Source organism: Aeromonas caviae (assembly GCF_000819785.1).
GTDB lineage: Bacteria > Pseudomonadota > Gammaproteobacteria > Enterobacterales > Aeromonadaceae > Aeromonas > Aeromonas caviae.
This window is the reverse complement of record NZ_CDBK01000014.1, coordinates 175,200-200,204: the sequence shown is the minus strand read 5'-3', so window position 1 is coordinate 200,204 and position 25,005 is coordinate 175,200. Positions and strand designations below refer to the sequence as shown.

The 25,005-nt window shown below is 61.4% G+C and carries 22 protein-coding genes; 3 read left to right on the top strand and 19 right to left on the bottom strand.

Annotated features, from left to right (window positions below; genetic code table 11):
• Positions 1-80 precede the first annotated feature (80 nt).
• From BN1120_RS02275 to tapM, 9 genes are all read right to left on the bottom strand, one after another.
• On the bottom strand, positions 81-953 hold the full coding sequence (locus tag BN1120_RS02275) for a Dam family site-specific DNA-(adenine-N6)-methyltransferase (protein WP_029314124.1): 873 nt from the start codon (positions 951-953) through the stop codon (positions 81-83).
• A gap of 70 nt (positions 954-1,023) precedes the next feature.
• Positions 1,024-2,580 (bottom strand): SPOR domain-containing protein, encoded by a 1,557-nt coding sequence (locus BN1120_RS02270; RefSeq protein ID WP_042014542.1) that lies wholly within the window; start codon positions 2,578-2,580, stop codon positions 1,024-1,026.
• Positions 2,570-3,652 carry a 3-dehydroquinate synthase gene (gene aroB, locus BN1120_RS02265; protein WP_039039582.1) on the bottom strand — a complete coding sequence of 361 codons (1,083 nt, stop codon included), beginning with the start codon at positions 3,650-3,652 and terminating at the stop codon, positions 2,570-2,572. Before aroB ends, BN1120_RS02270 begins: the two co-directional genes overlap by 11 nt.
• Positions 3,653-3,669: 17 nt before the next feature.
• Complete coding sequence (aroK, locus tag BN1120_RS02260) at positions 3,670-4,188, bottom strand: shikimate kinase AroK (protein WP_010673824.1); 519 nt, start codon at positions 4,186-4,188, stop codon at positions 3,670-3,672.
• Between the two features lie 191 nt (positions 4,189-4,379).
• Positions 4,380-6,605: a type IV pilus secretin PilQ gene (locus tag BN1120_RS02255; RefSeq protein ID WP_042014541.1), complete on the bottom strand. Its 2,226-nt coding sequence runs from the start codon at positions 6,603-6,605 to the stop codon at positions 4,380-4,382.
• 16 nt (positions 6,606-6,621) lie between these two features.
• Positions 6,622-7,155 (bottom strand): pilus assembly protein PilP, encoded by a 534-nt coding sequence (locus tag BN1120_RS02250; RefSeq protein ID WP_407923521.1) that lies wholly within the window; start codon positions 7,153-7,155, stop codon positions 6,622-6,624.
• Positions 7,152-7,748: a PilO family type IV pilus biogenesis protein TapO gene (gene tapO / locus BN1120_RS02245; protein WP_041212566.1), complete on the bottom strand. Its 597-nt coding sequence runs from the start codon at positions 7,746-7,748 to the stop codon at positions 7,152-7,154. The genes BN1120_RS02250 and tapO overlap by 4 nt, the downstream gene beginning before the upstream one ends.
• A complete protein-coding gene (gene tapN / locus BN1120_RS02240; protein ID WP_039039579.1) occupies positions 7,745-8,314 on the bottom strand; it encodes a PilN family type IV pilus biogenesis protein TapN in 570 nt (189 codons plus the stop codon). Before tapN ends, tapO begins: the two co-directional genes overlap by 4 nt.
• Positions 8,302-9,363, bottom strand: coding sequence for a PilM family type IVa pilus assembly protein TapM (gene tapM, locus BN1120_RS02235; protein WP_041212565.1), 1,062 nt, complete (start codon positions 9,361-9,363; stop codon positions 8,302-8,304). Before tapM ends, tapN begins: the two co-directional genes overlap by 13 nt.
• A 298-nt stretch (positions 9,364-9,661) precedes the next feature.
• Between tapM and BN1120_RS02230 the strand changes: the two genes are divergently transcribed.
• A complete protein-coding gene (locus BN1120_RS02230) occupies positions 9,662-12,151 on the top strand; it encodes a penicillin-binding protein 1A (protein ID WP_010673818.1) in 2,490 nt (829 codons plus the stop codon).
• A 70-nt stretch (positions 12,152-12,221) separates the two neighbouring features.
• On the opposite strand, the gene oxyR is transcribed toward BN1120_RS02230, so the two are convergent.
• From oxyR to BN1120_RS02215, 3 genes are all read right to left on the bottom strand, one after another.
• The gene (gene oxyR, locus BN1120_RS02225; protein WP_010673817.1) at positions 12,222-13,118 is read right to left on the bottom strand and encodes a DNA-binding transcriptional regulator OxyR; all 897 of its coding nucleotides are present in this window, start codon (positions 13,116-13,118) and stop codon (positions 12,222-12,224) included.
• A 129-nt stretch (positions 13,119-13,247) separates the two neighbouring features.
• Positions 13,248-13,892 carry a DsbA family protein gene (locus tag BN1120_RS02220; protein WP_042014539.1) on the bottom strand — a complete coding sequence of 215 codons (645 nt, stop codon included), beginning with the start codon at positions 13,890-13,892 and terminating at the stop codon, positions 13,248-13,250.
• Positions 13,893-13,967: 75 nt separating this feature from the next.
• Positions 13,968-14,825: a Vmh family MBL fold metallo-hydrolase gene (locus BN1120_RS02215; protein ID WP_042014538.1), complete on the bottom strand. Its 858-nt coding sequence runs from the start codon at positions 14,823-14,825 to the stop codon at positions 13,968-13,970.
• A gap of 120 nt (positions 14,826-14,945) precedes the next feature.
• Between BN1120_RS02215 and BN1120_RS02210 the strand changes: the two genes are divergently transcribed.
• Entirely contained in the window at positions 14,946-15,860 is a 915-nt protein-coding gene (locus BN1120_RS02210) for a LysR family transcriptional regulator (RefSeq protein WP_041215629.1), read from the top strand.
• Between the two features lie 62 nt (positions 15,861-15,922).
• On the opposite strand, the gene BN1120_RS02205 is transcribed toward BN1120_RS02210, so the two are convergent.
• From BN1120_RS02205 to BN1120_RS02180, 6 genes are all read right to left on the bottom strand, one after another.
• Positions 15,923-16,705 (bottom strand): BPSS1780 family membrane protein, encoded by a 783-nt coding sequence (locus BN1120_RS02205; RefSeq protein WP_042014559.1) that lies wholly within the window; start codon positions 16,703-16,705, stop codon positions 15,923-15,925.
• 40 nt (positions 16,706-16,745) lie between these two features.
• The gene (locus tag BN1120_RS02200) at positions 16,746-17,777 is read right to left on the bottom strand and encodes a fimbrial protein (protein ID WP_223955674.1); all 1,032 of its coding nucleotides are present in this window, start codon (positions 17,775-17,777) and stop codon (positions 16,746-16,748) included.
• Positions 17,770-18,417, bottom strand: coding sequence for a fimbrial biogenesis chaperone (locus tag BN1120_RS02195; RefSeq protein ID WP_223955675.1), 648 nt, complete (start codon positions 18,415-18,417; stop codon positions 17,770-17,772). The genes BN1120_RS02200 and BN1120_RS02195 overlap by 8 nt, the downstream gene beginning before the upstream one ends.
• Positions 18,418-18,536: 119 nt before the next feature.
• Positions 18,537-20,990 (bottom strand): fimbria/pilus outer membrane usher protein, encoded by a 2,454-nt coding sequence (locus BN1120_RS02190; RefSeq protein WP_052455398.1) that lies wholly within the window; start codon positions 20,988-20,990, stop codon positions 18,537-18,539.
• A 158-nt stretch (positions 20,991-21,148) separates the two neighbouring features.
• The gene (locus BN1120_RS02185) at positions 21,149-21,907 is read right to left on the bottom strand and encodes a fimbria/pilus periplasmic chaperone (RefSeq protein WP_052455395.1); all 759 of its coding nucleotides are present in this window, start codon (positions 21,905-21,907) and stop codon (positions 21,149-21,151) included.
• 10 nt (positions 21,908-21,917) lie between these two features.
• Complete coding sequence (locus BN1120_RS02180; protein ID WP_041215630.1) at positions 21,918-22,460, bottom strand: fimbrial protein; 543 nt, start codon at positions 22,458-22,460, stop codon at positions 21,918-21,920.
• 249 nt (positions 22,461-22,709) lie between these two features.
• Between BN1120_RS02180 and BN1120_RS02175 the strand changes: the two genes are divergently transcribed.
• Positions 22,710-23,537 (top strand): peptidoglycan DD-metalloendopeptidase family protein, encoded by an 828-nt coding sequence (locus tag BN1120_RS02175; RefSeq protein ID WP_042014536.1) that lies wholly within the window; start codon positions 22,710-22,712, stop codon positions 23,535-23,537.
• A gap of 87 nt (positions 23,538-23,624) precedes the next feature.
• Here the strand turns inward: BN1120_RS02175 and BN1120_RS02170 are convergent, their stop codons facing one another.
• A complete protein-coding gene (locus tag BN1120_RS02170; RefSeq protein ID WP_042014535.1) occupies positions 23,625-24,959 on the bottom strand; it encodes an MATE family efflux transporter in 1,335 nt (444 codons plus the stop codon).
• Between the last annotated feature and the right edge of the window lie 46 nt (positions 24,960-25,005).

Sequence of the window (25,005 nt, the reverse complement as noted above, 5' to 3'; positions counted from 1 at the left end):
ACACGATGCCAGGCGCGGCTCACGGAATGCCAGCGGCAGCATCAGAAATGACAACGGCCCCCTCAGGGACCGTTGTTCACTCAGCCGACGGCAACCAGCTCCGCCTCACCGGGATAATAGCCCTGTTCGGGCTCGATGCCGGGCGGATAGAGCGCCAGCAGCTCGGCCACCTTGTTGCGACCACCGCCGTTGCGGCTGATGGTACGCTTGACCAAGATCTCGTCGAGCCGGGCGCCACGATAGAGCTCGCGGGTCAACTCGATGTCATGGTTGCTGATGAGCACGGGCACCCCTTTATGGGCGGCGGTGTGGCGAGCCAGCCTGGCCAGCAGCGCCTGATCGTCCAGGGTGAAACCGCCTGCCGAATAGGTGGTGAAACTCGCCGTGGTGGAGAGGGGGGCATAGGGCGGATCACAGTAGATCACCCAGTCTTCCTCTGCACGGGCCATGGCGTCGGCATAGCTTTCGCAGATGAACGTCGCCTTCTGCGCCTTCTCGGCAAACGCCCACAGCTCTTTCTCCGGGAAGTAGGGTTTCTTGTAGGAACCGAAGGGAACGTTGAACCCCCCCTTCTTGTTGTAACGGCACAAGCCGTTGAAACCATGGCGATTCAAAAACAGGAACAACTGAGCCCGCTCAAACCCGGCAGCGGTCTGGTTGAACTGGGTACGCAGCCGATAATAGGCGGTCTTGTGGTTGTGCTCGGCCACGAACAGCTTGCGGGCCTCGCTGATGAAGCTGTCCGGCTGCTGCTTGAGGTGGTTGTAGAGGCCAATGAGATCCGGATTGATGTCGTTGAGCACATAGGCGTCGTAATCCGTGTTGAGAAACACGGATCCCGCCCCGACGAAGGGCTCCAGCAACACACGCCCGGCCGGCAAACGCTCGGCGATCTCTTCGACCAGGGAGTATTTTCCCCCGGCCCATTTTAAAAACGCGCGTGTTTTTTTCATGGAAGTCCGGTGTTGACAAGGCTATGCCCAAAAAAGGGGGGTGATTCTACCCCCTTCTTCGGGTGGCTGGCTATTGCTTCAATTCTTTTTGTATCTGGGCGAATGACTTGGGCCAGGGTTGTCCCTTGAGCAAGGCAGGCGACAGCTTGCGAATGGCCGCCTTGGCCTGGGCACTGCTGCCGTAGTCTCCCTGCACCACCACATACCAGGGACTGCCACGGAAACGGGTCTTGTAGACCCACACCTTGCCCGCCAAGCCATGCTCGGCCACAAAGCTGTCTACCGCCTTGGTGTTGCTCGCCCCCATCAACTGGATGCTGTAGTGATTCTTCGGCTTCTTGTTGAGAGTCGCCACCGGCGTCAACGCCACCTTGGCCGCTGGGGCCGCGACCGGCGCTGTCTGCGCGCCACTGGCCGGTTGAGCCTCTGTCCGGGCGGGGACACTGTTCGGGGCCGGATTCTTGACCTGGGCCGTCGTTCCGGTCGGGACCGCACGGGAACCGCTCCCCACCAGCTCATCCACCACGGCCGTGGGCAAGGCGCCGCTGACGTTCGGCTGGTTCATCAATTTCTCGACCACTTCGTCGGAGATGACGACCCGGCGCCCCTCATAGTTGGTTGACTCCGTGGTGACCGTCTCACTTTCGACCTTCTTGGGCAAGGGCTTGGCATCGGACTGCCAATCGCGGGCAACCTGATTCCCTGACGGGATGGCAGCGGCGCCACTGTTCGCCTGAGTACCCAAAGCCCCGCTCGCCGCACCGACGTTCACAGGATCGCTTGAGACAGGATCGGGCAACGCCATCCCCTGGGACGGAGCCTGGGCGGGGTCCTGGCCTGCACTGTCGAACAGGGGCAGATAGCTCAGGGCCAGCAACCCGCCCGCCACCAGGGCAAGCACGATCGCTATCTTCTTGACGGGCAACTCGGCCTGACGTTTCTTGGGCCTTCTGTCGGTCATGGTATCCTCCAGTAACTGCATGATGGCTGACGGATGTCCGCCCGCCCCATTCAGGATCTCTTCCACTTTCGGCTTGGGCAAGAGGGCTGTCGGGATCTTGAGCTCTTTGGCCTTCTCATACAAGAAGATACGTTGCTCAGGAGCGCTCAGTGGCGCGACTTCCAGCTCGAGGGCTGGCATGGCTCGTCCCTTGAGGAGCTCCTTCTGGTTGCGACACCAGGCGTCATCACCCGAGAGCAGGATGGCCAGTTTATGAGGAGATGCCAGGGTATCGTTGTGACGACAGAGCGCCCACAACTCCCCCACCAGCTCGGCAGGCAAGGTATCGGCACGTTCGATGATGAGCAGCAGTCTGGCAGGCTTGTCACCCACCATGCGAAAGAAGCTGTCCGCCAGGGCATCCTGCGCGTTGAACAGGGGACGTGCCACCACCTGCTGCAACAGCAACTGGCGCACATCCGCCATCTTCATGGACGGGCTGCCGATGAGGCTGGCCACCCGCACCGCATCGGGCAGTTGGGCAAGCAGCGACTCGCACAGTGTGCCACGGCCACTGCCTGGCTTGCCGGAGAGAAAAACAAAGGGGTGGTTGAACTCGATCAGGTGCAGCAGCCGGTCAACCAACTGCCGCTGAGAAGGCAGTTTGAGCAATTTATTAGTGGTCACGACCAGACTCGATCACCGCCATCAATTGCTCGTCTGTCACATCGGCCACGACCTGGGCCTGTCCGATCCCGATCGGCAGCACCAGCCTCAGTTTGCCTTCCAGCACCTTCTTGTCACGGCGCATATGGCGAATGAAGGCGGCAAAATCCATATCGGACGGTGCCTTGACCGGCAAATCGGCGGCCAACAGCAGATCGCGGACTCGTGCCACCTCTTGCGCCGTCATGTCGCCACGGGCCAGGGCCGTCTCGGCCGCCAGCATGGTTCCTGCCGCCACGGCTTCACCGTGCAGCCAGTTGCCATAACCCTTCTCCGCCTCGATGGCATGGCCGAAGGTATGTCCCAGGTTCAGCAAGGCGCGCACGCCGTGCTCGGTCTCGTCCTGACCGACCACATCGGCCTTGATCTCGCAGCAGCGGCGAATGGCATAGGAGAGTGCATCACCGTCGAGGCGCTGCAGGCGGGTCATGTTGGTTTCAAGCCAGGAGAAGAAGGCGGCATCCCAGATGATGCCGTATTTGATCACCTCGGCCATGCCGGCGGCAAATTCCCGGGCAGGCAGGGTCTTGAGGCAGTCGGTATCGATGATCACATGCTTGGGCTGATAGAAGGCACCCACCATGTTCTTGCCGAGGGGATGGTTGACGGCGGTCTTGCCGCCGACGGAAGAGTCAACCTGGGAGAGCAGCGTGGTAGGCACCTGAATAAACGGAATGCCTCGTTGGTAGCTTGCCGCAGCAAAGCCGACAACATCACCTATCACACCGCCCCCCAGAGCGATCAGAGTGGTATCACGACCATGGCTGGTTTCCAGCAGAGCAGACATGATCCGCTCGAAGGTCGCCAGGGTTTTGTAGGCCTCGCCATCGGGCAGGATCAGGTGTTCCACCTGAAAACCGGACAGCAACTGAATGATCTGTTCAAGATACAGGGGCGCGACCACGGTATTGGTCACTATCATGACCCGCTTGCCCTTGATCGTCTGCGCCAGTACCTCGGGGCGTTGCAGCAGACCGGCAGCTATCTCTATCGGGTAGCTGCGTTCACCCAGTTCGACCTTCAACCTTTCCATGGACGTCCTCTAATGAATTACATACCAATCAACTTGACGATTTGATTAGCGACAACTTTGGCACTCTGGTCATCCGTCTGGATGACAAAATCGGCAACCTCTTCGTACAGGGCGTTGCGCTCTTGCGCAAGACGCTCAAGCACTTCACGGGGCGGCTCTTCGGTTTGCAGCAAGGGACGACGCTTGTCTCTCTGGGTTCGCGCCAATTGCTTTTCAATGGTGGTTTCGAGGTAGACCACAATGCCGCGTGCGGAGAGTTTGTTGCGGGTTTCACGGCTCTTGATGGCACCGCCACCCGTTGCCAGCACGATACCCTGCTGTTCGGCGAGCTCACCGATCACCTTCTCTTCGCGGATCCGGAAGCCTTCTTCGCCTTCAACATCGAACACCCAGCCGATATCGGCACCACTGCGGCGCTCAATCTCATGATCTGAGTCGAAAAACTCCATGTGCAGTTGTTCTGCCAGATGTCTACCTATGGTGCTCTTGCCCGCACCCATGGGACCTATCAGGAAAATATTGCGTTTCTCAGCCATGTCTTTTCGTTAGTAATTACAAACTGTATGGCCCCGGTAAACACTCGACCGGGGTACCTATGAACCTTATCTTGCGATGGATCAGGAGGGGGATTATCTCAGTAGAAACCAGGACTGGCAACCGCAGCCCTTACGCCCCAGCCTCATCGGGGCGTAAGGTTATATGTGTTTTACTCTCACAAGTAAAGTTTTCAGAGGGCGTCGGTCACTATCCTCGGGGTCACGAAGATCAGCAGTTCACGCTTCTTGTTTTCACTGGTGGTTTTCTTGAACAGATAGCCCAACCCGGGGATATCCCCCAGCAGCGGCACCTTGCTGACATCGCTCTTGATGGTCTGTTGATAGATGCCGCCAAGCACCAGAGTTTCACCGTTGTTGACCAACACCTGGGTGGTGATGGACTGGGCGTTGATGGACACCGCATCCCCGGTCCCGGTCGGCACGGTTTCACCCTTGGTATCCTGAGTCACGGTCAAGTCCAGGATCACCCTGTTGTCCGGGGTGATCTGCGGTGTGACTTTGAGGCTCAGCACCGCCTTCTTGAAGGTGACCGAGGTCGCCCCGCTCGAAGAGGACTCCACATAGGGGATCTCGGTCCCCTGCTCGATCAGGGCCGGCTTCTGGTTGGCCGTGGTGACACGCGGACTGGCGATGATCTCGGCCTTGCTCTCCTTTTCCAGAGCCGAGAGCTCAAGATCCAAAAGGGTGCCATTGGCAAGACGGGCAACCTGGAACGCCAACGTGCCGGCCGCGTTGGTCACCGGCAGGTTGACGTTGAGTCTGTCTTCTACGTTGGGGCGAGTGATGGTGGAACTGCCATCATTGTTTCCGGCGCCATCATTACCCTCTATGGTGCCCGAGGTGCCGTTGCCATGACCGTCTGTCTTGGTCACACCCCAGCGCACCCCCAGTGCCTCATCGAAACCATCATCAATGGTCACCATGCGCGCCTCGATCACCACCTGCTTGACCGGGATATCGAGGATATCCAGCATCCGCTTGACGTTGCTGATGACATCCGCCGTGTCCTTGACTACCAGCACGTTGGTACGTTCATCCACGCTGACCGCCCCTCTGGGGGAGAGCAGCTTGGTACTCTCGGAGGAGAGCAGGGCCGCCACTTCCGATGCCTTGGCATAGTTGATCTGCAGATACTCGGTGTAGAGGGGAGCAAGATCCGCCACCTGGTTGCGGCTCTCCATCTGCTGTTTCTCGCGAGCGGCAATCTCGTCCGCCGGCGCCACCAGCAGGATGTTGTTATCCAGCCGTTTGTCCAGCCCTCTGACCTTGAGGATGATGTCCAGCGCCTGCTCCCAGGGCACGCCATCGAGACGCAGCGTGATGTTGCCGGAGACCGAGTCCGTGGTCACCAGGTTCAGATTGTTGAAATCGGCGATGATCTGCAACACGGTACGAACAGGAATATCCTGGAAGTTCAATGAGATGGGCTTGCCTTGGTACTGCTTCGCCGCCGTGGTAGCCACCCTTTTTTTCACCTCGATGATGAACATCTTGTCGGCCTGATCGTAACGGTAGTCAAACTGGCCGTTCACCGAGAGCTCGAACAGGGTGTCATTGCCCTGGCGGAACACCTCCACCTGGGAGACCGGGGTAGCAAAGTCCTGCACATTGATGAGGTTGAGCTGATCATCAGGCACCCGGGTACCGTGGAACTTGGCCAGCACTTTCTGACCACGGCTGCTGACATCCACCGCCGCCGAACTGTTGTCCAGCGTCACGAGGAACTCCCCCTGCCCCTCCTTGCCACGGCGAAAATCCACGCCCTTGACCGAGTTGAAGTAGGCGCCCCCCATGTTTGTCTGAGACACGGACAACACCGGCTTGCCGGGGGCAACGGGCGAAGGAGCCACAGTAGGTGTGGAAGCCATGGCCGGCTGAGCCTGATACTGGGACTGGTTCTGGGCAACTCGCTGGGTGTCAATCAATGCAGACTGAGTCACCGGCTGGCTTCTGACGAGCGCAGACTGGCTGGCTGCAACAGGCGCCGCCGAGGAGGCAACCGGCTGCCCGGCCTTGTCTCCCAGCGCCACCAGCAATTTATTGCCCTGTTGATGGACCTGATAGGGGGTGAGCTGATCGAGGGCGATCTTGATGTCGAGCCCCTGCCCCTTCCCCTCCACCAGGAGGTTGTTCACCCCTTGCTGCTTGATGGGCAGGGGATTGACCGTCAGGGCACCGATGGCCCCGGGTACGTGCAGCAGAAGCTGATTGGGTTCATAGGTCAACCTGTCCGTAAAACCGCTGACCGGTTCGCTGAAGCTGAGCTCCAGCAGGAGTTGATCGGCCAGCAGGGGATTCACCTTGACCTCCTGCAACGCGGGTACTGCCCACACCTGAGTGCATCCGCCCAGCCACAGCAGCGCCACACCGGTCATCCTTCTTATTGTTGTTCTCATCTCTGCTCATCCCTGATCATAGTTTTGCGTCGAGATTGGCCATGGCCAGCTGGGTTTCTCGGGTGACCCAGCATCCTTTGCCATCCGGTACCGTCTCCATCAAGTCAACATGCGTGTTCGTTATCTTGATGACCCTGCCCTGATCCAGCCCCATGTGCTGGTTGAGCCCGACGCGCACGGCTTGCCCGTCCGGGGTTTTGATCAATGCCCACAACTGCCCCTGCTTGCCGATGGAGCCTTTCATGCTCAGGCTGGCAAGCGAGTAGCGTTCCAGCACCTCCTTTTCCCGATTGGCCACTATCTGGGCACAGTCCGGCTTGGCCTTGGCATCCAGCCTGGAACTGGTTTCCGGCTGGGGTGCAATAAACGGACTGCGCTGATCGCTGCGTTGATAGACCATGGGCGAGAAGGGCTTTATCTCCGGCAAAGGTTCGATCGGTACCGGCTTTCTGGCCTTGGTCTGTTTGACATATTCATCCATGTCCTCCTGTCCCCCACAGGCCGTCAACAGCAGCGCCGACAAGAGAAGTACGCCCACTCTCATACTCATGGCTTTTTCTCCACGGTTTTGCCGTTGTACTTGTAGGTCTTGGCCTGCATGGACATACCGATCAGCTCACCCCCCTTCCCCTGGCTGAGCTGGAAAGAATCCAGAATCACGATGCGCGGCAAAGCAGCCATGTCCGCCGTGAACTTGCCAAGTTCGTGATAGGTGCCCACGACCTCGATGCGCATGGGCAGCTCGGTGGAGAACTCGTGTTTCACCTCTGGCTCCCAGTTGATCCTGTTCAATGTCAAACCGTTGTCGGTGGCAATGAAGCTGATGTCATCCAGCAAACCGGCGACTTCGTGGGTGTTGGGCAGCTGTTTGAGCTGGGTGTCGACCAGATGTTCCAGCTGGACCATCTGCTTTCTGTATGCTTCCAGGTTCGCGGCCAGCATTGCCTTGCTCTCGAATTGTCCCTTGAGCTCGGTCTCTTTTGCGGCTTCACGACCCAGGGCCGCCAGGGAATTGGCAATCACGTAGTAATAGAGTGCCCCGCCAAGCAGAGCACAGCAGAAGAAGACAAAGATGCCCTTGGCGATCGGCGGCCAGCGGGCAATGTCATTGAGATCCAGGTCGTTGAGTTGTTGCAGGTTCATTTTTGCCCCTTAGCCACGTTGGGTAGCGCCGTGGCAATCTGGAACATCATGGAGAACTGGCTCAGGGCGATGGGGGCCACCTCGGCCGTGAAAATGGTGCTGAGCTGGGATTGTGTCAGCCAGCCGGAACCGTCGATTCGGCGCATCATGCTGGCAACCCTGCCATAGGCTTCGGTCTTTCCCTTCACATCTATCTTGTTGTTTTGCAAGGCAAGGCTATCAAGATATACCCCATTGGGGACCAGCACCGGCAGCTGATTGAACAGACGCACAGGGATGTTGCGGCGCATCTGCAACTGCTCGATGAGTTGCATGCGGTCAATCAACTCCTTGCGCCGTTCCTTAAGAAGCCTGATCTCCCCAAGCTGGGTGTCCAGGGTTGCCATCTCCTGCTGCAACCGCTGATTGCGCTGCTGCTGGTAACCGATCTGCTGCTGCACCAGCCAGTCTGCGGCAAAGGCGATGGCTGCCGTCCCCGCCAGGAACAGACCGAACAGGATGCCGAATTGTTTCTTCTGACGCTGCGCCCGAGCCTGCCGCCAGGGCAGAAGGTTTATATTTGACATGGTGTGAAGCTCCTCAGTGCCAGCCCGAGCGCCGTCATGTACTTGGCCCCATGAGTCAGCCCCCCCTCTCCCTGCGGCTTGCCAAAAAGTGCAAAGGGATCGGGATGCAGCACCTCGCAGTTGAGCTCGCTGCCGATTTGTCCGGCCAGCCCCGGCAGCAGGCTCCCCCCTCCGGTCAGCACCAGCCTGGAGAGCTCCTTGTTCCCCGAAGAGCTGCAAAACAGCTGCACGTTGCGCCGTATCTGCAACACCAGGGTGCTGAGGTGAGGCAACAGGACATCCACCTCATGATCCGCAGGCAGGGAGCCCTGGAGCTTGGCCAGTTCCGCTTCTTCCATACTCATGCTGTAAAAAGAGGCCAATGCCTGGCTGTATTGATCACCACCAAAATTCTGCAACCGGGAATAGATGACCTGGCCCCGTAGCAGGGCGGCGAAAGTCAGGGCGCTGGCACCGATGTCGACGATGCCAACCGGTTTCTCCGAGGTTTGCAGGTCAGGCAGGCAGGCCAGCACGGCGCGTCCGAGCGCATGGGCCCCCACATCCACCACCATGGTCGTCATGCCTGCCTCCGTCAGGGCACTGACCCGGCCACTGACGCTCTCGGTCCGCGCGGCACTGAGCAGGACCTCCTGACGCCCGTTGTCGCCCGCCATGCCGAGGATTTCAAAATCCAAGCTCACTTCATCGAGGGGAAAGGGGATGAGCTGCTCTGCCTCCAGGTGAACCTGGTTCTCCAGCTCGCTCTCGTTGATGTTGGTATCGACCTGAATGATCTTGGTGATGACGTTGGAACCGGTCACGGCCGTGGCCACGTTCTGGCAATCCCCTTGCACGAGCCGCTTGAGCGACTTGAGAGACTGACTGACCCGTTCAATGTCCTGAAGTTGATAGTCGACCAGCGTTCCTCTTGGCATGGGGATCTCGGCAACCGAACCGAGGTGCACCTTGCCGGGACGTCCGCTGATGGTGACGGCCTTGATGGTTTGACTGCCAAAATCAATGCCCGCCATGGAGACGAGGGATCCCTTACTTAATAGCCCAAACATATACACATCCATGCGTTATTGGGTTTTCGGACTTATTGTAGGACAGCGCGTCATGATGTGACGGCTTAACTCAATATAATGCTCTATCTATCAATGTCATAAAGTTTGTGTCAAAAGTTGACGCCCCTCTCCTTTCGGCCTTGATTGCCGCCCCCTTGGTAATTGTGCCCTGGAGTGCTACCCTCCCGCCTCTTCTCGGGGTCGCCTGTTTGCGGACAGGAAAACCTCGAATCCGCGAGGGTAAAAAGGCTATACTCTGCGCCCGTTGGCTAATTTTAAGACGATTGGTAGTTCTTCCATGCTGAAATGGCTCGTTCGCCTGTTTATTGTCATGATGCTGGGTGCTGTGCTGGGCGTTGCCAGCCTCATCGGCATCTACTTCTACATCAAGCCCCAGTTGCCGGACGTCAGCGCCCTGCGCGATGTCAAACTGGCTACCCCCATGAAGGTCTACAGCCGGGACGGGGAATTGATCTCCCAGTTTGGCGAAATTCGTCGCATCCCCCTGCGGCTGGACGAAATTCCCCAGTCCATGATCGATGCCGTACTCGCCACCGAAGATGCCCGCTTCTATGAGCACCCGGGCATAGACCCCATCGGCATCATCCGTGCCGCCACCGTCTGGGCCGTCTCCGGCCAGGCGCGTCAGGGCGCCAGTACCATTACCCAGCAGGTGGCCCGCAACTTCTTCCTGAGCAACGAGAAGACTCTTGTACGCAAGATCAAGGAAGTATTCCTCGCCTGGCGCATCGAGCAGAACCTCTCCAAGGACGAGATCCTCACCCTCTATCTCAACAAGATCCCCCTCGGCTACCGGGCATTCGGGGTCGGCGCGGCTGCCCAGGTCTACTTCGGCAAGGAGGTCAAGGATCTGACCCTGGACGAGATCGCCATCATCGCGGGTCTCCCCAAGGCCCCCTCCATGCTGAACCCGATCCGCTCCCCGGAGCGCGCCTTCGCTCGCCGCAACGTGGTACTGGGTCGCATGCTGGAAACCGGCAAGATCACCCAGGCCCAGTATGACGAAGCCTCCAAGATGCCGGTCAAGGCCCGTTTTCACGGTGCCGAAACCACGCTGAACGCCCCCTATCTGAGCGAGATGGTACGCCAGAAGATGGTGGAGCAGTTTGGTGAAGATGCCTACACCATGGGGCTGCACGTCTACACCACCGTCACCGCCAAGCGTCAGCGCGCCGCCCATCAGGCGCTGCTGGACGGTGTCTTCGACTACGACACCCGCCACGGCTACCGTGGCCCGACCGCCTTGCTGTGGAAAGCCGGTGAAACGGCCTGGGACTACGAGCAGATCATGGCCCATCTGGCCAAGCAGCCGACCTATCAGCCCCTGATGGCCGCCGTGGTCACCCAGCTCGGCGACAAGAGCGCCACCCTGGTGCTCAAGAATGGCAAACAGGCCGAACTGGGCTGGAATGGCATCAAGTGGGCGCGCGCCTTCATCACCGACGATCGCCAGGGCTTTGCCCCGAAATCGGCGCGGGATGTACTCAAAGTCGGCGCCCAGATCTGGGTCAGGGAGAAAGGGGAAGAGTTGCTGCTCTCCCAGATCCCCGACGTCAACGCCGCCCTGGTGGCCATGAACCCGCAAGACGGCGCCATCGAGGCCCTGGTCGGCGGCTTCAGCTTCGAGCTCTCCAAGTTCAACCGGGTCGATCAGGCCCGTCGTCAGGTCGGCTCCAACATCAAGCCTTTCCTCTATGCCACCGCGCTGGAGCAGGGCTATACCCTGGCGTCCCTCATCAACGATGCACCGATCAACCAGTGGGATCCTGCCAAGGGCCCCATGTGGCAACCCAAGAACTCGCCCGCCATCTATGAAGGGCCGACCACCTTGCGCCTCGGCCTTGCCAAGTCCAAGAACGTGATGTCGGTCCGCCTGATGCGCGCCATCGGGCTGGATACCTATATCGACGGCCTGACCCGCTTCGGCTTCGCCCGTGATCACATTTCCGCCAACGAATCCCTGGCGCTGGGTGCGGCGGAGTTTACCCCGCTGGAAGTGGTGCGCGGCTACTCGGTGCTGGCCAATGGCGGCTTCCAGGTCACCCCCTACTTCATCACCGAAGTGACCGACAGCTTCGGCACCCCCCTCTTCGAGGCCAACCCGGCCGCCGCCTGCCGCGACTGCGGCGTGCTGGCCGCCGCCGGTCTCGACAGCGCGGATGCCTATGCCAATACCACGGCAGACTGGAAGGCCCAGTGCCCCATCGATCCTGTCGTGCCCAACAACATGGCACCGCAGACCATCAGTGCCCAGAGCGCCTTCCTCATCACCGACACCCTGACCACCGCCATCTGGGGTGGCAATGGCTGGCGTGGTACCGGCTGGCGGGCAGCCCGTGACCTCAAGCGTCACGACATCTCGGGCAAGACGGGGACCACCAACGAATCTAGGGATGCCTGGTTCTCCGGCTATACCCCGAATCTGGTGGCCACCTCCTGGATCGGTTTTGACAACCACCAGCGCGGTCTGGGCCGGGCCGAGTTTGGCGGCGGCGCCGCCCAGCCCATCTGGATTGACTTCATGAAGACGGCTCTGCAACAGGTGCCCGAGCGCAAGATGCCGGTCCCCGAAGGGATCATGCAGGTCCGCATCGATCGTGAAACCGGTCTGCTGACCAATCGCGCCGATGGCAGTACCACGGAGGAGTTCTTCAAAGAGGGCACAGAGCCCACCCGCTACGCGAGCCAGATCTCCGATGGCAACCAGGTGTATGGCGGTGACGATGCGACCACAGACGGTCCCGTCTCCACCGACGACATCTTCTAGGTCCCCCTGGAAACAACAAAAACCGGCGCCCAGGCGCCGGTTTTTGTTTCGGGATGACGAGCGGGCTGCGTCAGCCCAGCAGGGCTTTCATCAGACTCGAGATGCGGGCCGCCAGCTCATTGAAGCAGGGACGGCGCACCGAGTAGTGACGATAGAGCAGGGAGATGGTGCGCCCTGGCACGGGGTTGATCACCGGGCGATAGCTGACGCCCCCCTCCTCCGGGTTGGCGGGCACGGCGAGCCTGGGCACCAGCGTCATGCCGCTGCCGGCGGCGACCATGTTGCGCAAGGTCTCCAGACTGGTGCCCTTGAAGCGCTGATCCTCACCGATGCCCGCGGCAAAACAGAAACCCATCGCCTGATCCCGCAGGCAGTGACCGTCGGCCAGCATCAGCAATTTCTTGCCCTTGAGATTGTGCAGGGGCACCGCCTTGGCGCTCGCCTCCGGGTGATGCTGGGGCACGGCCAGCCACATGGGCTCCTGATAGAGGGGGATGGCGCCAAACCCCTCCATCCCTTCCAGCTCCGCCAGCACGAGGCAATCCAGCTCCCCCTCCTCCAGCCGCTTGAGCAGCACCTGGGTCTGATCTTCGTAGAGGTAGAACTCCAGCTTGGGGAAGTGTTCACGCAGATCCTGGATGATGTGGGGCAGCAGATAGGGGCCCACGGTGGGAATGAAACCGATGTGGATCTCGCCGGACATGGGCTCGGCGAAGTGCTGGCCTATGCTCTTGAGCTCTCGCGCCTCTTTGAGCACCTTGCGTGCCTGACGGGCCATGGCATCGCCGGCGGGCGTGAACAGCACCTTGCGGGAGGTGCGCTCGATGAGGATCACCCCCAGTTCATCTTCCAGCTTGCGCAACTGTCCACTCAGGGTCGGCTGGCTGACAAAGCAGCGCTCCGCCGCTTTGCGAAAGTGTTTCTCCTCTTCCAGCGCTACCAGATATTCGAGATCGCGAAGGTTCATAGGTACTGCATCCTGCCGTTCAATGAGGCCGATAGCATGCACAAGAACGGTGCGGGGGACAAGGGAGGCGCGCAGACGGGTCTGCCCTCTCCCTCTCCTTTGACAAGCCGCAGGCGATGGGTGAGAGACTCACCCCATCAGGGAGGCGATGTGATCCGCGAATGCCGATGGCTCTCCCAGATAGGAGGAGACAGGCAGCGCAACGACGCGCTCCCCTTGCATCAATCCCAGGGTCGGGAACCCCTGCCCGCCGAGCCGGCGCAGCCACGCCTGGCTTGTGGCCAGATGGCCCACAAGATCGACCCGTCCAAAGGCCAGGGCGAATGCCTCCGGTGTCAGCCCCAGCTCCCGCGCGAGCGCCGCCAGCCGTGTCGGGGAACCGACCCATTCCCCATCCCGGTAGTGGGTCTCCTGGATGCGGTGCAACAAGGCAAGGCCGTCGCCGCCAAGCTCGCTCACCGCCAGAACGGCGCGAATGGGCGGCTCGGAGTCGAGGAGCAGCGACTCGTTGAGCAGGAGCTCGTTGAAGTAGCGCTCACCAAAGCGCTGTCCGGTGAGGGCGTGGATGCGCTCGTCATGGGGGCGCACATAGTCCCGCAGGGGCTGGCCCATGGCCTGGCGCCTGGCGCCCATCCAGAGGCCCCCCCCATGCAGTTCGATGCGAAGGCCCGGGATCTCGGCAGCGGCTTTCAGCAGGGGGGCGGCGCCATAGCACCAGCCACAGAGGGGGTCATAGACATAATGGAGGGTTGTTTGCGCTTCGTTCATCATCATTCTCGCTTCAAGGCTGGATAAAAAACCGGGCCCTCGGGCCCGGTAAAAAAACACAGGGAAGTAGGCGTCAGGGAGTTACCACTTCATCTCGCCGGTATTGACCTTGGCACCGATGGCCAGGCCATCGTCGACCGGCAGGGAGGGGTAAGCCTTCTTCAGCGCTTCAATCAGCTGGCCGGAGTGCTTGGTCTTGGCCAGCTCCTGCTCAAAACGCTGCACGTAGTCACGGGTGAAGGTCACGGCTTCGGTACCCTTGGGCGCAGTTCCCAGGAAGTGACCCGGCACCACACGCTCGGGTTTCAGGGCCAGCAGATTGTTCAGCGCCTTGACCCAGTTGCTGCGAGCGGCCTTGGACTGGCTGTCCGCCATCCAGACGTGCACGCCGCTGTAGACCGGCACACCACCAAAGGCCGTCTTGATGGAAGGGGCCCAGAGGTAGGCATTCGGGGTGTTCATCTCTTTGATGTCAATCTTCTCGCCATCCAGCGTCAGGTGGCTGGCCGTCATCACTTGCGGCACGGTCAGGCTCTTGGGTGCATCCTTGCCCAGGATCGGGCCCCAGTAGCTCAGCTTGGCATCCTTGGTCTGCTTGATATGGTCGACCACATGCTGGTCGGCCAGCACTTTGACATCCGGGAACGCCGCCATGACGGGTTCCAGACCGAAGTAGAAGTCGGGGTCACCGGCACTGATATAGACAGTGGTCAGCTTCTTGCCGCTCTTCTTGATCATGTCCACCAGCGCCTGACCATGTTGCACGTCGAACTGGGCATCGATCAGGATGGCCTCTTTGTCACCGGCTACCAGTGAGGAGGAGACGGGGAAGATGGCCTTCTCGCCGGGGTTGTAGACGGTCACGGTCAGGGGGGCCGCCAGGGCGGAACCCATCATCAGGAGGCTGGTCAGGGTCAGGGTACGCAGTGTGTTGTTCATCAGATAACGCTCATCGGTGTGGATTAATGGAATGAGCGCAGTTTATTGCATCACCATCGATACAAATACCGCATAATAGGCGCATCACTGTTGCACAAATCGAGCATATAGGGGCACAAGATGGATAGGCTGACCGCATTGCGGGTCTTCGTCTGCGTGGTGGAACAGGGCAGCCTGAGCGGCGCCGGGGAGAAACTGGAGATGTCCCGCGCCATGGTGTCGCGCTACCTGGCCGAGCTGGAACGCTGGATGGGGGCCAGATTGCTGCACCGCACCACCCGCCGGCTGAGCCTGACCGGGCCGGGAGAAGAGGCGCTGAACCGGGCCAGAGCCATGCTGGCCCTGGGGGAAGAGATGGAGCACCTGGCCATCCGCCATGACGAGGCCCCCAAGGGGCAACTGCGCATCACCAGCAGCTACTCTCTCTCCGAAGCCCTGCTGGTCGGGGCGGCGAACGACTACCTGGCCCGTTACCCCGGCACGGCGATCGACATCCTGCTGCTGGACCGGACGGTCAATCTGGTGGAGGAGCGAATCGATCTCGCCCTGCGCATCACCAACGACCTCGATCCCAACCTGGTGGCCCGCAGGCTCGGTACCTGCCACTCGGTGGTGTGCGCCAGCCCCGCCTACCTGGCCCGCCATGCTCCGCCGCAGCAGGTGCAGGATCTGGCACTGCACAACTGCCTCACCTACACCTATTTCGGCAAGAGCCTGTGGGAGTTTCTGGGGCCCGATGGTCCCGAATCCGTCCCGGTGAGCGGCAACCTCAGCGCCAACATCTCCAACCTGCTGCTGGCCGCCACCCTGGACGGGGCGGGGATCAGCCTGCAACCCGCCTACTCGGTTCACCCCCATCTGGCAAGCGGCGCCCTGGTCCCCCTGCTCACCCCCTGGCAGCCCAAGCGCCTCGGCGTCTATGCCGTTTATGGCACCCGCAAACAGATGTCCCCCCTGCTGCGCAGCTTCCTCGACTTTCTCGTGGAGCGGATGGCGGACGATCCCCTGTGGCAGGAAGCCCCTCCCTCTCTCTGATCCCTGCGAGCCGCCACAAAAAAAGGGCCTCGCGGCCCCTCTTTGCTCCATCCTGTGCCAGGTCAGGCTTCGAAACCGAATGCCTTGACCGGGGTCTCTCCCTCCTCGGCCTCCTGATCCTCCAGATAGATGTCGTGATAGGCGGCATAAATGGAGTAGTTGATGGCAGGCAGCACCACCAGCAGGCCCACCAACATCAGGAGTGCGCCAAAGAAGATCAGCACGGCCCCGAGCAGCCCCCACCAGAGGAAGGGCCACATGTTGCGCAGACATCCCTTGAAGCTGAGCCGGGCTGCCTGCCAGATCCCGACCTGATGGAAGAGGATAAGGGCGGGGGCGAAGGTGATGGCCATCAGCACGGGAACGAACAGTGCCAATCCCACCAGGGCGCAGACGAGGAAACCCTGTGCCTGCTCCGGGGTCAGCGCCAGGGAGCCCGGATCCGCGGACAACAGGCCGGTGAGTCCCCACTGGTGCAGCAGGAACACGCAGATCATCAGGATCCCCATGATGAGGCCGAGCACCATCAGGCCCCCCAGCATCAAGGGGGTCAACCGATGGCGGAAACCGGCAAAGAAGTCGCCAAATTGCAGTGCCTCGCCATGGTGACCCCGCCGCGCCACCGCCACCCAGCCAGCCCCCCACACCATGTAGAGCAACTGGGATATCAAGCCCCCCGCCGGCAGCTGATCCAGCACGATGCCCACCACAAACCAGAGCACTATCATGGCCACGCTGGCACCCATCCCCTTGTTGAAGATGTCGAATCCGGTGCGGATCCAGATCCAGCCCTGTCCTATGCCATGGCGTTTGGGTTCGTGGCGCAGGGCCCTGTCACTGTTCATCATTGACCTCGTCGAAAAATAGGGGCGAAGCGGCGTCTCCTCAGGGCACGCTCACCGTGACCATGATGGTGCCGGTGTAGGGGCCGGTGCGTACTACCTGGCCCGGCAGCCGGGTCGGGTAGAGCCTCACCTTGTAGTCGGTGGCCTGGGTCGCCGCCGAGTAGGGTACCGCGATGGCGGTATCGAATGGAATAGGGGTCAGGGCCCCCTGCTCGACCATGCCCACCCCGACACCGGCCAGGCTGGTGGTGATGAAGCGGTTGTCGCTCGCGAGCACCCCCGAGAAGCTGTAGCGCAGCGGCACCACGTAATCGCTCGGGATCTGGCTGCAGGTCACGCTCACATTGACGCTGCGCGGCGCATAGCCCCTGGGGATCTCCCCTTCGATGAAGGCGCTCTGGGCCACGGCGCCCAGATCGATGGGAATGCTGGTACCGGCGGGGAACTGGCAACTGGGGGTCGAGGTGACTGTGATGTTCATCGCCAGGGTGCTGAACGCATTGGCCGGACTGGTATCGGGCAGGCTGCCACGTCGCACGAACAGCTGGGCCACGGTGCCACTGAAGGTCTGGGTGCCCGTGATCCCCTTGAGCAGTTTCAGGGTTGCTCGTCCCCCGTTCACGCTGATCCCCCCCAGCAGGGAGACATTGAGTAGCCCGCCCACACAGGCACTCAGAAGCCCAGTGGTAGTGGTGTTGAAGGGGACGCTCTGGTATCCCCCCGCCGCATTGAACTCCACCTTGAGACCGAGATAGGAATTGAGCTTGATGAGGGTACCGAGGGGATCGGAGACGGTGGGCAGGCTGGTGGTGCCCTGGTAGTAGGCCGTCACCAGCAACCCGACAGAGATACCGATGCAATCACAACTGGCCGTGCCCGTGGTGGCGAAGGTCGCACTGCGGGTATCACCTGGCTGATAGAGATCGCTGACGGTGAGCGGCAAGGTGGCCACGAAGGGGCTGGTGCACTGGCCGTTCACCGCATTCCCTTCCCCGGGCCAGAGTCCGGCCCCCAGCAACAGCGCCCCCATCAACAGGGAGTCGGGGCCATGACGACCGGTTGCATCACTCATGGTGACCTCCTTGGCTTCTGAGCGGCATGAAGGGCTCCTCACGATAGCTGCCCTCATCGTCTATCCAGCGCAGCCGGCCACTCGCCCCCGCCGGGACAACCCCCATGGGCAGGTGCAGAGTGCCGTAGGGTGGCAGTACGCCCCCCTCCCGCCAGGCAAGCTGCCAGTCCCCCATCGTCAGCAACACTTCGCTCAGACTGATGTGGAAGGGGCCCGGATTGGTGACACCGAGCCCGCCTTCGGAGAGGATCTGCCACTTCAGCTGGCGGACCATCCCAGCCACGGAGCCCGAAAGGCCGGGGGGGCGGTAGAAAAGCTTGATACGGGTGCGATAGGCCAGCTGGACACTCCCCTCGGTGGCATGGGCCTTGGGGGGCAGGCCAAGCACGTTGAGCCAGAACAGGGACTCCCTGTCCCGGGGCAACCGGTTCTGCTCTCCTCCGATCACCCTCAGTGTCTGCCCCCTGCCTGGTCCGAGTCGCATCACGGGCGGCAGCACCAGAAAGGGAGTCGCCACCTCACCAGGCCCCAGGCGCTCGTCTCCCAGGTCAACCCAGGCCTGCATCAGGCTGGGTCCGGTGCCGTCGTTGCGAACCATCAGGGCGGCCTCGCCCCCCTGATGGACGAGACGGGTCTGCATCAGCCGAATCGCGGCCTCCCCCCCCTGGGTCCACAAGAGGGCCCCGAACAGAACAAAACAGCTTGTCACCCCTACCCTGCTCCCACGTCCGCGCGAGTGCAGGTCATCACGGATGCCGTTCATGGTCCCGTCTCCATGTCGATGCAGCGCGCCGCCACCTGCTGGTAGGGCATGGCCGGATCCGGCGGGGGCATCCGATAGTCGAGGCGACACCCTTCATCGCTTGACTCCCCCCACTGGACGTAGAGCGTCCCCTGCTCGCCACGCACGAAGATAAGCCCTCCCTGCCCGACCACGGCCACCGATCCCCCCCGGTCATCGACCACGTCGGCCCCGAAAGGAGGGACGCTGCCATCGTGTCGCTCGGCCTTGATGAGCAGTGGTTGCCCGACATGAGTCTCATAAGCGAGTTTCACGATGGCGCCCCGGCGGGGGGCCACCATACGGGCGCTGCCGTCGATCTCCACATCCAGTGGCAAACCGGTCGGGTCCAGCCCGATGACGTTGGTGCGATAGGGATTTAGCCCGGCCAGCACCGCATAGCCATCTCCATCCACCTCGCTGCCGATGCCGTGGCTCACCCTGGCCCCCTGGGCACCTTTGGCCTCCACCAGCGCCATGGTCTCTCCCTGGGTTTGCCCCATCACCCAGCCCTCTTCATGCACCAGCAAGGTCCCTTTGGCCGAGGCCACGTACTGGCCATACCCCTCCCCCTGGCTGGTACTGAGTCCCAACTGGGCGAACGCCGTCTGATACTGCACATTGGCCCCATACCCCCGGGTGCTGTCAGCTCCCCCAGGCCCCTGGCTCCCATAGACCCCGTAGTAGAAGCGCCCATCCCCGGAGCCTCCGCTGAGATCCAGTCTGGTGCTGGTCCCCACTCCCTTCTGATAGGAGAGGGTACTGCCAAGGCGCGGAGCCCCCAGCTTGTCACCGATGGGGATACTCAGGCTCAGTACGTACTGATCGCCAGTCCCCTCTTCCAGAGAGTGGCTGGCCGACAAGGTCAAACTGCCCCAGTCAAATCCCCGGCTGTAACCGAACTGAAGGCTGCTGCTCTCCCCCTGACCGCTCCAGTAATCCCGGCGGATGCCATTGAAATAGAAATCACCCCACTCCCCCACGGGCTGGTTGATGTTGAGCTGGAAGCGATTGCGCTCACGCTGCAGACGATCCAGTGCGCCAACCTTCATCGCCGCCACATCGCTCAGGTCGAGATAGCCTTCGCTGGAGAAGCGGTAGGCAGCCAGGGTGAAGTAGGTTCGGGTCAAATCCATCTGCTTGCTGTAGGTAAGGCGATAGCTCTGGCCGGACAGGGAGGGAGGCAGATCCGCGCCCGAGGGTAAATCACTCGCCCAGGAACCGGTGACATCGAGGGCCAGGGCGCCGTAATCGGACCCCATGGCCGCCCCCCCCAGCAGAGCGGCATACTGTTTTGCGGCTATGGTTCCCCCGTAGAGAGTCAGGGTGTCCGACAGGCCGTGTCGATAGGTGCCTTGCAGAAAATCAGGCCCGTCTGGTCCGGCATCATTGCGATAACGTCCCAGAGTCAGGCTGAAGCGGGAGGTGTCGTGTCGCAGCATCTGCACCACGGAGGAAAACGGCAGGGTGAAGCGCTGCACGCTACCATCTGCCTCCGTGACCGTCACATCCAGGTCGCCGGCGAAACTGGTGGCATAGAGGTCGTCGATGGCGAAGGCCCCCGGCGCCACCTGGGTTTCATAGATGAGGGCATCGCCCTGGCGTATGGTGACCCTGGCATTGCTCTGGGCCACCCCGCGCACCACGGGAGCAAAACCCCGCTCGAAGTCGGGCAGCATGGCGTCGTCGCTGGCGATCTGCACACCGGTGAAAGGCACACTGTCGAAGCTGTCCCCCGGTGTGAAATATTCTCCCAGGGTGAGCTGGGCCGTGCGGGAGGTGACATCCCGCTGCACATAGCTGTTGAGGGGCAGATACCCCCCGCCAGATGTGCCTTGCCAGGAACCGTTGTGGCGCAGGCGCCAGGCCCCCAGGTTGAGACCCGTGTTGAGATTGACGCTGCTGCTGACCGGATCGCCCCCGTCATCCTGGTCGTTGTAGTACAGATTGGCGTTGTAACTGACGAAGGCGGCATTGATCCCCTGTACCCATTGATCCGGTCCGACATAATCGCGCCTGACCCGGCCAAGGTAGGCCTGGGGCAGGCTGAGATCACCGCTCAGGCTGGCAAGGTCGAAGGTAAAGCTGGCTCCCGGCACCAGGGCATTGACCTCGATGCAATCGTGTGCCAGTTGCGCCTTCACTGACGGCTGATCGGGCAGCTTGTCGAGGAGCAAACCCCATTGCGTCAACTGATCGGGCTGAAAACAGAATCTGGGAGTACCGGGGTCCGCCCCTGCTCTCACCTCCACCTGCTGATTCAGGCGCTCCCGGCCATTGAGGGTAATCTCGAGAGAATAGCGACCGGGAGGAATGAAATCGGCGCGGGAGAAGCGGGCCAGATCGATGTTGATCCCCAGACTGTCCAGCAAGCTGTTGTCAAATTCGACCTCTGCGGAGGGGGGGACCTCTGCAACGGGTTCATCGGCCATGACCATCCCTCCCCATCCCCCCAGCACAAGCAACCAACAAATCGATACAGGGAAGCATAAACCCGGGGGGAAATGGCATGAGATAGGCATCTTGAACGTCGCGACAGGGCTGCCGCGTACCAGATTCATGAGCAGGCAAGCGCCGCCATCCACCGAGCTCAATGGAAGACGAATTGGCCCACCTCGCGAGCACCGTAATCGTTGAGCCAATGGAAGGTCACCTTCTTGACATTGACGGCTCCGGAAAGGTGCTCCACGGGAAAGTCGAAGCTGCCACCCGGTACCACCATGCCGCCGCTCAGATTGCTGTAGCGTTTCGACTGGGCTGTCAGCAGTTCAAGATTGCTGATGCTGACGTGATAGAGGCTTGGATTGTGAGCCTGCAGTGCATAGCCTTGCCCCTGGCGGATCAGGCGCCAGCTGAGCTGATGGGCGGCACGCTCCACGTTGCCCGGCAGCCCAGTTGGCCGATAGAACAGCTTTATCCGGGAACGAAAGGCGAGTTGCACCATGTTCTGGCCCGGCTGGGTCGATTTCACGCTCGGCGGCACCTCCAGAACGTTGAGCCAGAACACGGATTCACGATCCTGGGGCAGCCCCGTTCCCACATAGGCGAGGCGCAAGGATTGGCCACGACGGGCTTCGATGCGGGTGATAGGGGGCGTGATGAGGAAGGGGAGCGCCTCGGCGCCGGGCCGGATGCGACGATCACCGGCGTCCAGCCACACCTGCACCAACGAGGGAGCGCTTCCCTTGTTGGTCAGCTCCAGTGTGACCTCCCGCGCACTGGCTGGATAGATGACCCTGGTCCCCGAGATCTGCACATGTCCCCAGCTAAACCAGGGCAGGAGCAGCAGGCACCAGCACCACCAGCCACTCCTTGTCCTGGCGAAAACGTGGGCAAGTAAAGAGCTCATGGCGCATGACTCAGTGATAATCCAGAGAGTAGATGAGGTCTGCCGAGACCAGACCCGCACCAACGGCCCCGGTGGCAATGTACTGGGCGCTGTAGTAAAGCGTTGCCCCGCCGGTAGCACTGAAGTTCACCAGCACGTTGTTGCCTGTATTGGTCCTCAGGTCGATGGGCGTGCTGTTGGCAGAGAGGATCTGCACTTCCACGTTTTGCGCCGGATTCTTGCCTCCCGACGCGACGGCCTTGTTGCTGAGATTGCCCGAGGTCTGCTCCACGCCGATGTTTTCGAAGTAGGCGCGCACCGAGCCCGTGGTCGGGCAACTGGTGAGGGCGAGGTTGAAACCGGTCGCCCCTGCGGTCTGCCCTATGCTGCCGAGGGCATTGGTACTGACGGTGGGCAGGGTGACGGTCGCCGATGCTGTACCCCCGTTGACCGCGATGGCACAGGTACCTGCGGTCACTTCCCCGTTGATGGTAATGACCCCGTTGAAGGCAACGGCGGGCATCGTCACGATCGCCAATGCGAGTCCGAATATCGAGAGCGCTTTCGTCTTCATCACAACCTCCTCTATCCCTGGATGTCGCTGGCGACTACGGTACCCCTGCCAGAGCTTCACAGCCTTGTCGCGGTAGGTGTCATTCAAAGACACCTTTAGTGACACTCTAGTAAATAGCATGAAATTCTCATTTCCGCCCTCTACAAGGCAACCTCTGATGCACCCCATGGTCACGGTTGACGGACAGCACCGCCAGAATGTGGCATCATCTCCCCCCTCTTGCTTTCCCCCTGATCCGATGGAGCCATCATGCGCCGCCTCTTCTTTCTTCTCCTGCTGCTCGGCAGCCCTGCGCTTCACGCCGAACCGGGGTTTATCAGCCGCCTGCTCAACCACCCGGTGCCGGGGGGCGTGGCCGTGGTACCACTGGGAATCGGGGCCAAGGCGCCCGCAGTGCGCTATCAGGACAAGCCTGTGCTGGTGGTACAGGAAGACGGGAAGACGTGGATCGCCATCGTCGGCATCCCGCTCAAGAGCGCGCCCGGCCACCATCAGGTAACCACCAGCGATGGCCGCACCTTGAGTTTCACGGTCGGCACCAAGCACTACCGTGAGCAGCACATCAAGCTCAAGAACAGCCGCCAGGTCAATCCGCTGGCCGAAGACATGACCCGCATCAACCGGGAGCTTGCCGAACAGACCCGCGCCTACCAGACCTTCAGTCCGGCTCAGCCGAGCAACCTGCTGTTTGACAAGCCGGTCCAGGGCCCGCTCTCCAGTCCCTTCGGGCTGCGCCGCTTCTTCAACGGCGAGGAGCGCAACCCCCACTCCGGCCTCGACTTCGCGGTCGGAGCCGGCACTCCCATCAAGGCACCAGCCGCTGGCAAGGTCATCCTCATCGGCAACTACTTCTTCAACGGCAATACGGTGTTCGTCGACCACGGCCAGGGCCTCATCAGCATGTTCTGTCACATGTCGAAGGTGGACGTAAAGCTGGGCCAGAGCCTGCCCCGCGGCGGCATCGTCGGCCGGGTCGGCGCCACCGGTCGCGCCACCGGCCCCCACATGCACTGGAACGTCAGCCTCAACGACGCCCGCGTCGACCCCGCCATCTTTATCGGCGCCTTCAAGCCCTGAGGCCGGCGACCTGCTGCCCACAGGCAGGGGCACTCAAAATGAAAAAGGCAGCCTTGGCTGCCTTTTTCATGGACGCATGACCACATCTCAGGCAGCGCTGTGCTGGCGCCCCTCCCTGCTCATCGCCCGCCACATCACCAGGACCAGCAGAGTGCTGCAAGTGGGCAGCGCCAGCCAGACACCGGCCACTCCCCACAGGGAGGAGAAGCCCCACAGGAAACCGCCGATCAGCACCAGCTTGCCGCCGGTGAGCAGGGAAGCGATGCGGGCCCGGTTGATGGCCTGGAAATAGGTGGCCCCCACCAGCAGCAAGCCTTCCATGGGCAGCCCCCAGAAGTAGAGCCAGATACCGAGGCTGGCCACCGGCAACAGGGCAGCATTGTCCCCCGCAAACAGATAAACCACTGCCTCTGGCCACAGATACAGCGGGATCATCCCGCACAGTGCCACCGCCATGGTCACTCCCAATGCCAGGTTGCGCACCCGCAGCACTCGCGACCAGTTGCCCGCCCCGGCATTGAAGCTGGCGATGGGCTGGATGCCCATGGCGATCCCCTCGAAGATGAGATAGAAGAAGGCCTCGCTGTAGCTGATGACCCCATAGGCGGCCACGTGCAGCGAAGTGCCCACCGAGAGCAGCGCCTTGTTGTGCAGCGCCAGCACCACCGAGAGGTAGAGGTACATCAGAAAACTCGACACCCCGAGTCGCAATGTCTCCCCCATCAGCCGCCAGTCGGGCACCAGGGTATCCCAGCGAATGCGCAACTGGCTGCGGGGGGTGAAGAAGTGCCACAGGCACAGGCCCCCGGTGACCGCCTGGGAGAGCATGGTCGCGATGGCGGCCCCCGCCAGCCCCCAGGGGATCACCGCCATCAGCAGGTAGTCGAGCAGCACGTTGAGTACGCCGCCCCCCACCAGGATCCAGGTGGTGAGGCCGGGTCGCCCGTCGTTGCGCAGCAGGGCGGTAAAGGCCATGGAGAGCACCGCGAATACACCGAGCCAGGCGTACCACTTCAGATAGGCAAAGCCTGCGTCGAAGATGACCCCCTGCGCCCCCATCCAGACAAGCATGGCCTCGCCGTAACGAATGCCAATGAAGGCAAGCAGCGCGGAGGCGATGAGCACCATCACCAGGGCATTGCCGACGATGTGGCGCGCCCTGGCCTGCTCCCCCTTGCCCAGATAGAAGGAGGCCAGCGACGAGGATCCCATGCCGATCAGGGCCCCCACCGCGTAGAGCACGGCGCAGATGGGGTACGCCAGCATCATGCCGGCCAGCCCGTCCTGGCCCAGGATATGGCCGACGAAGATGCCGTCAATGGTGACATAGATGCCGGTGACCAGCATGGCGGCCACCGTGGGGGTGACGTAACGCAAGAAGAGGCGGGAAAGGGGGGCCGTGCCCAGATCGACGGAGGACATAAATTGCTCAATGAAGGGGAACGGCCAGAATAATAGCCAAACAAGA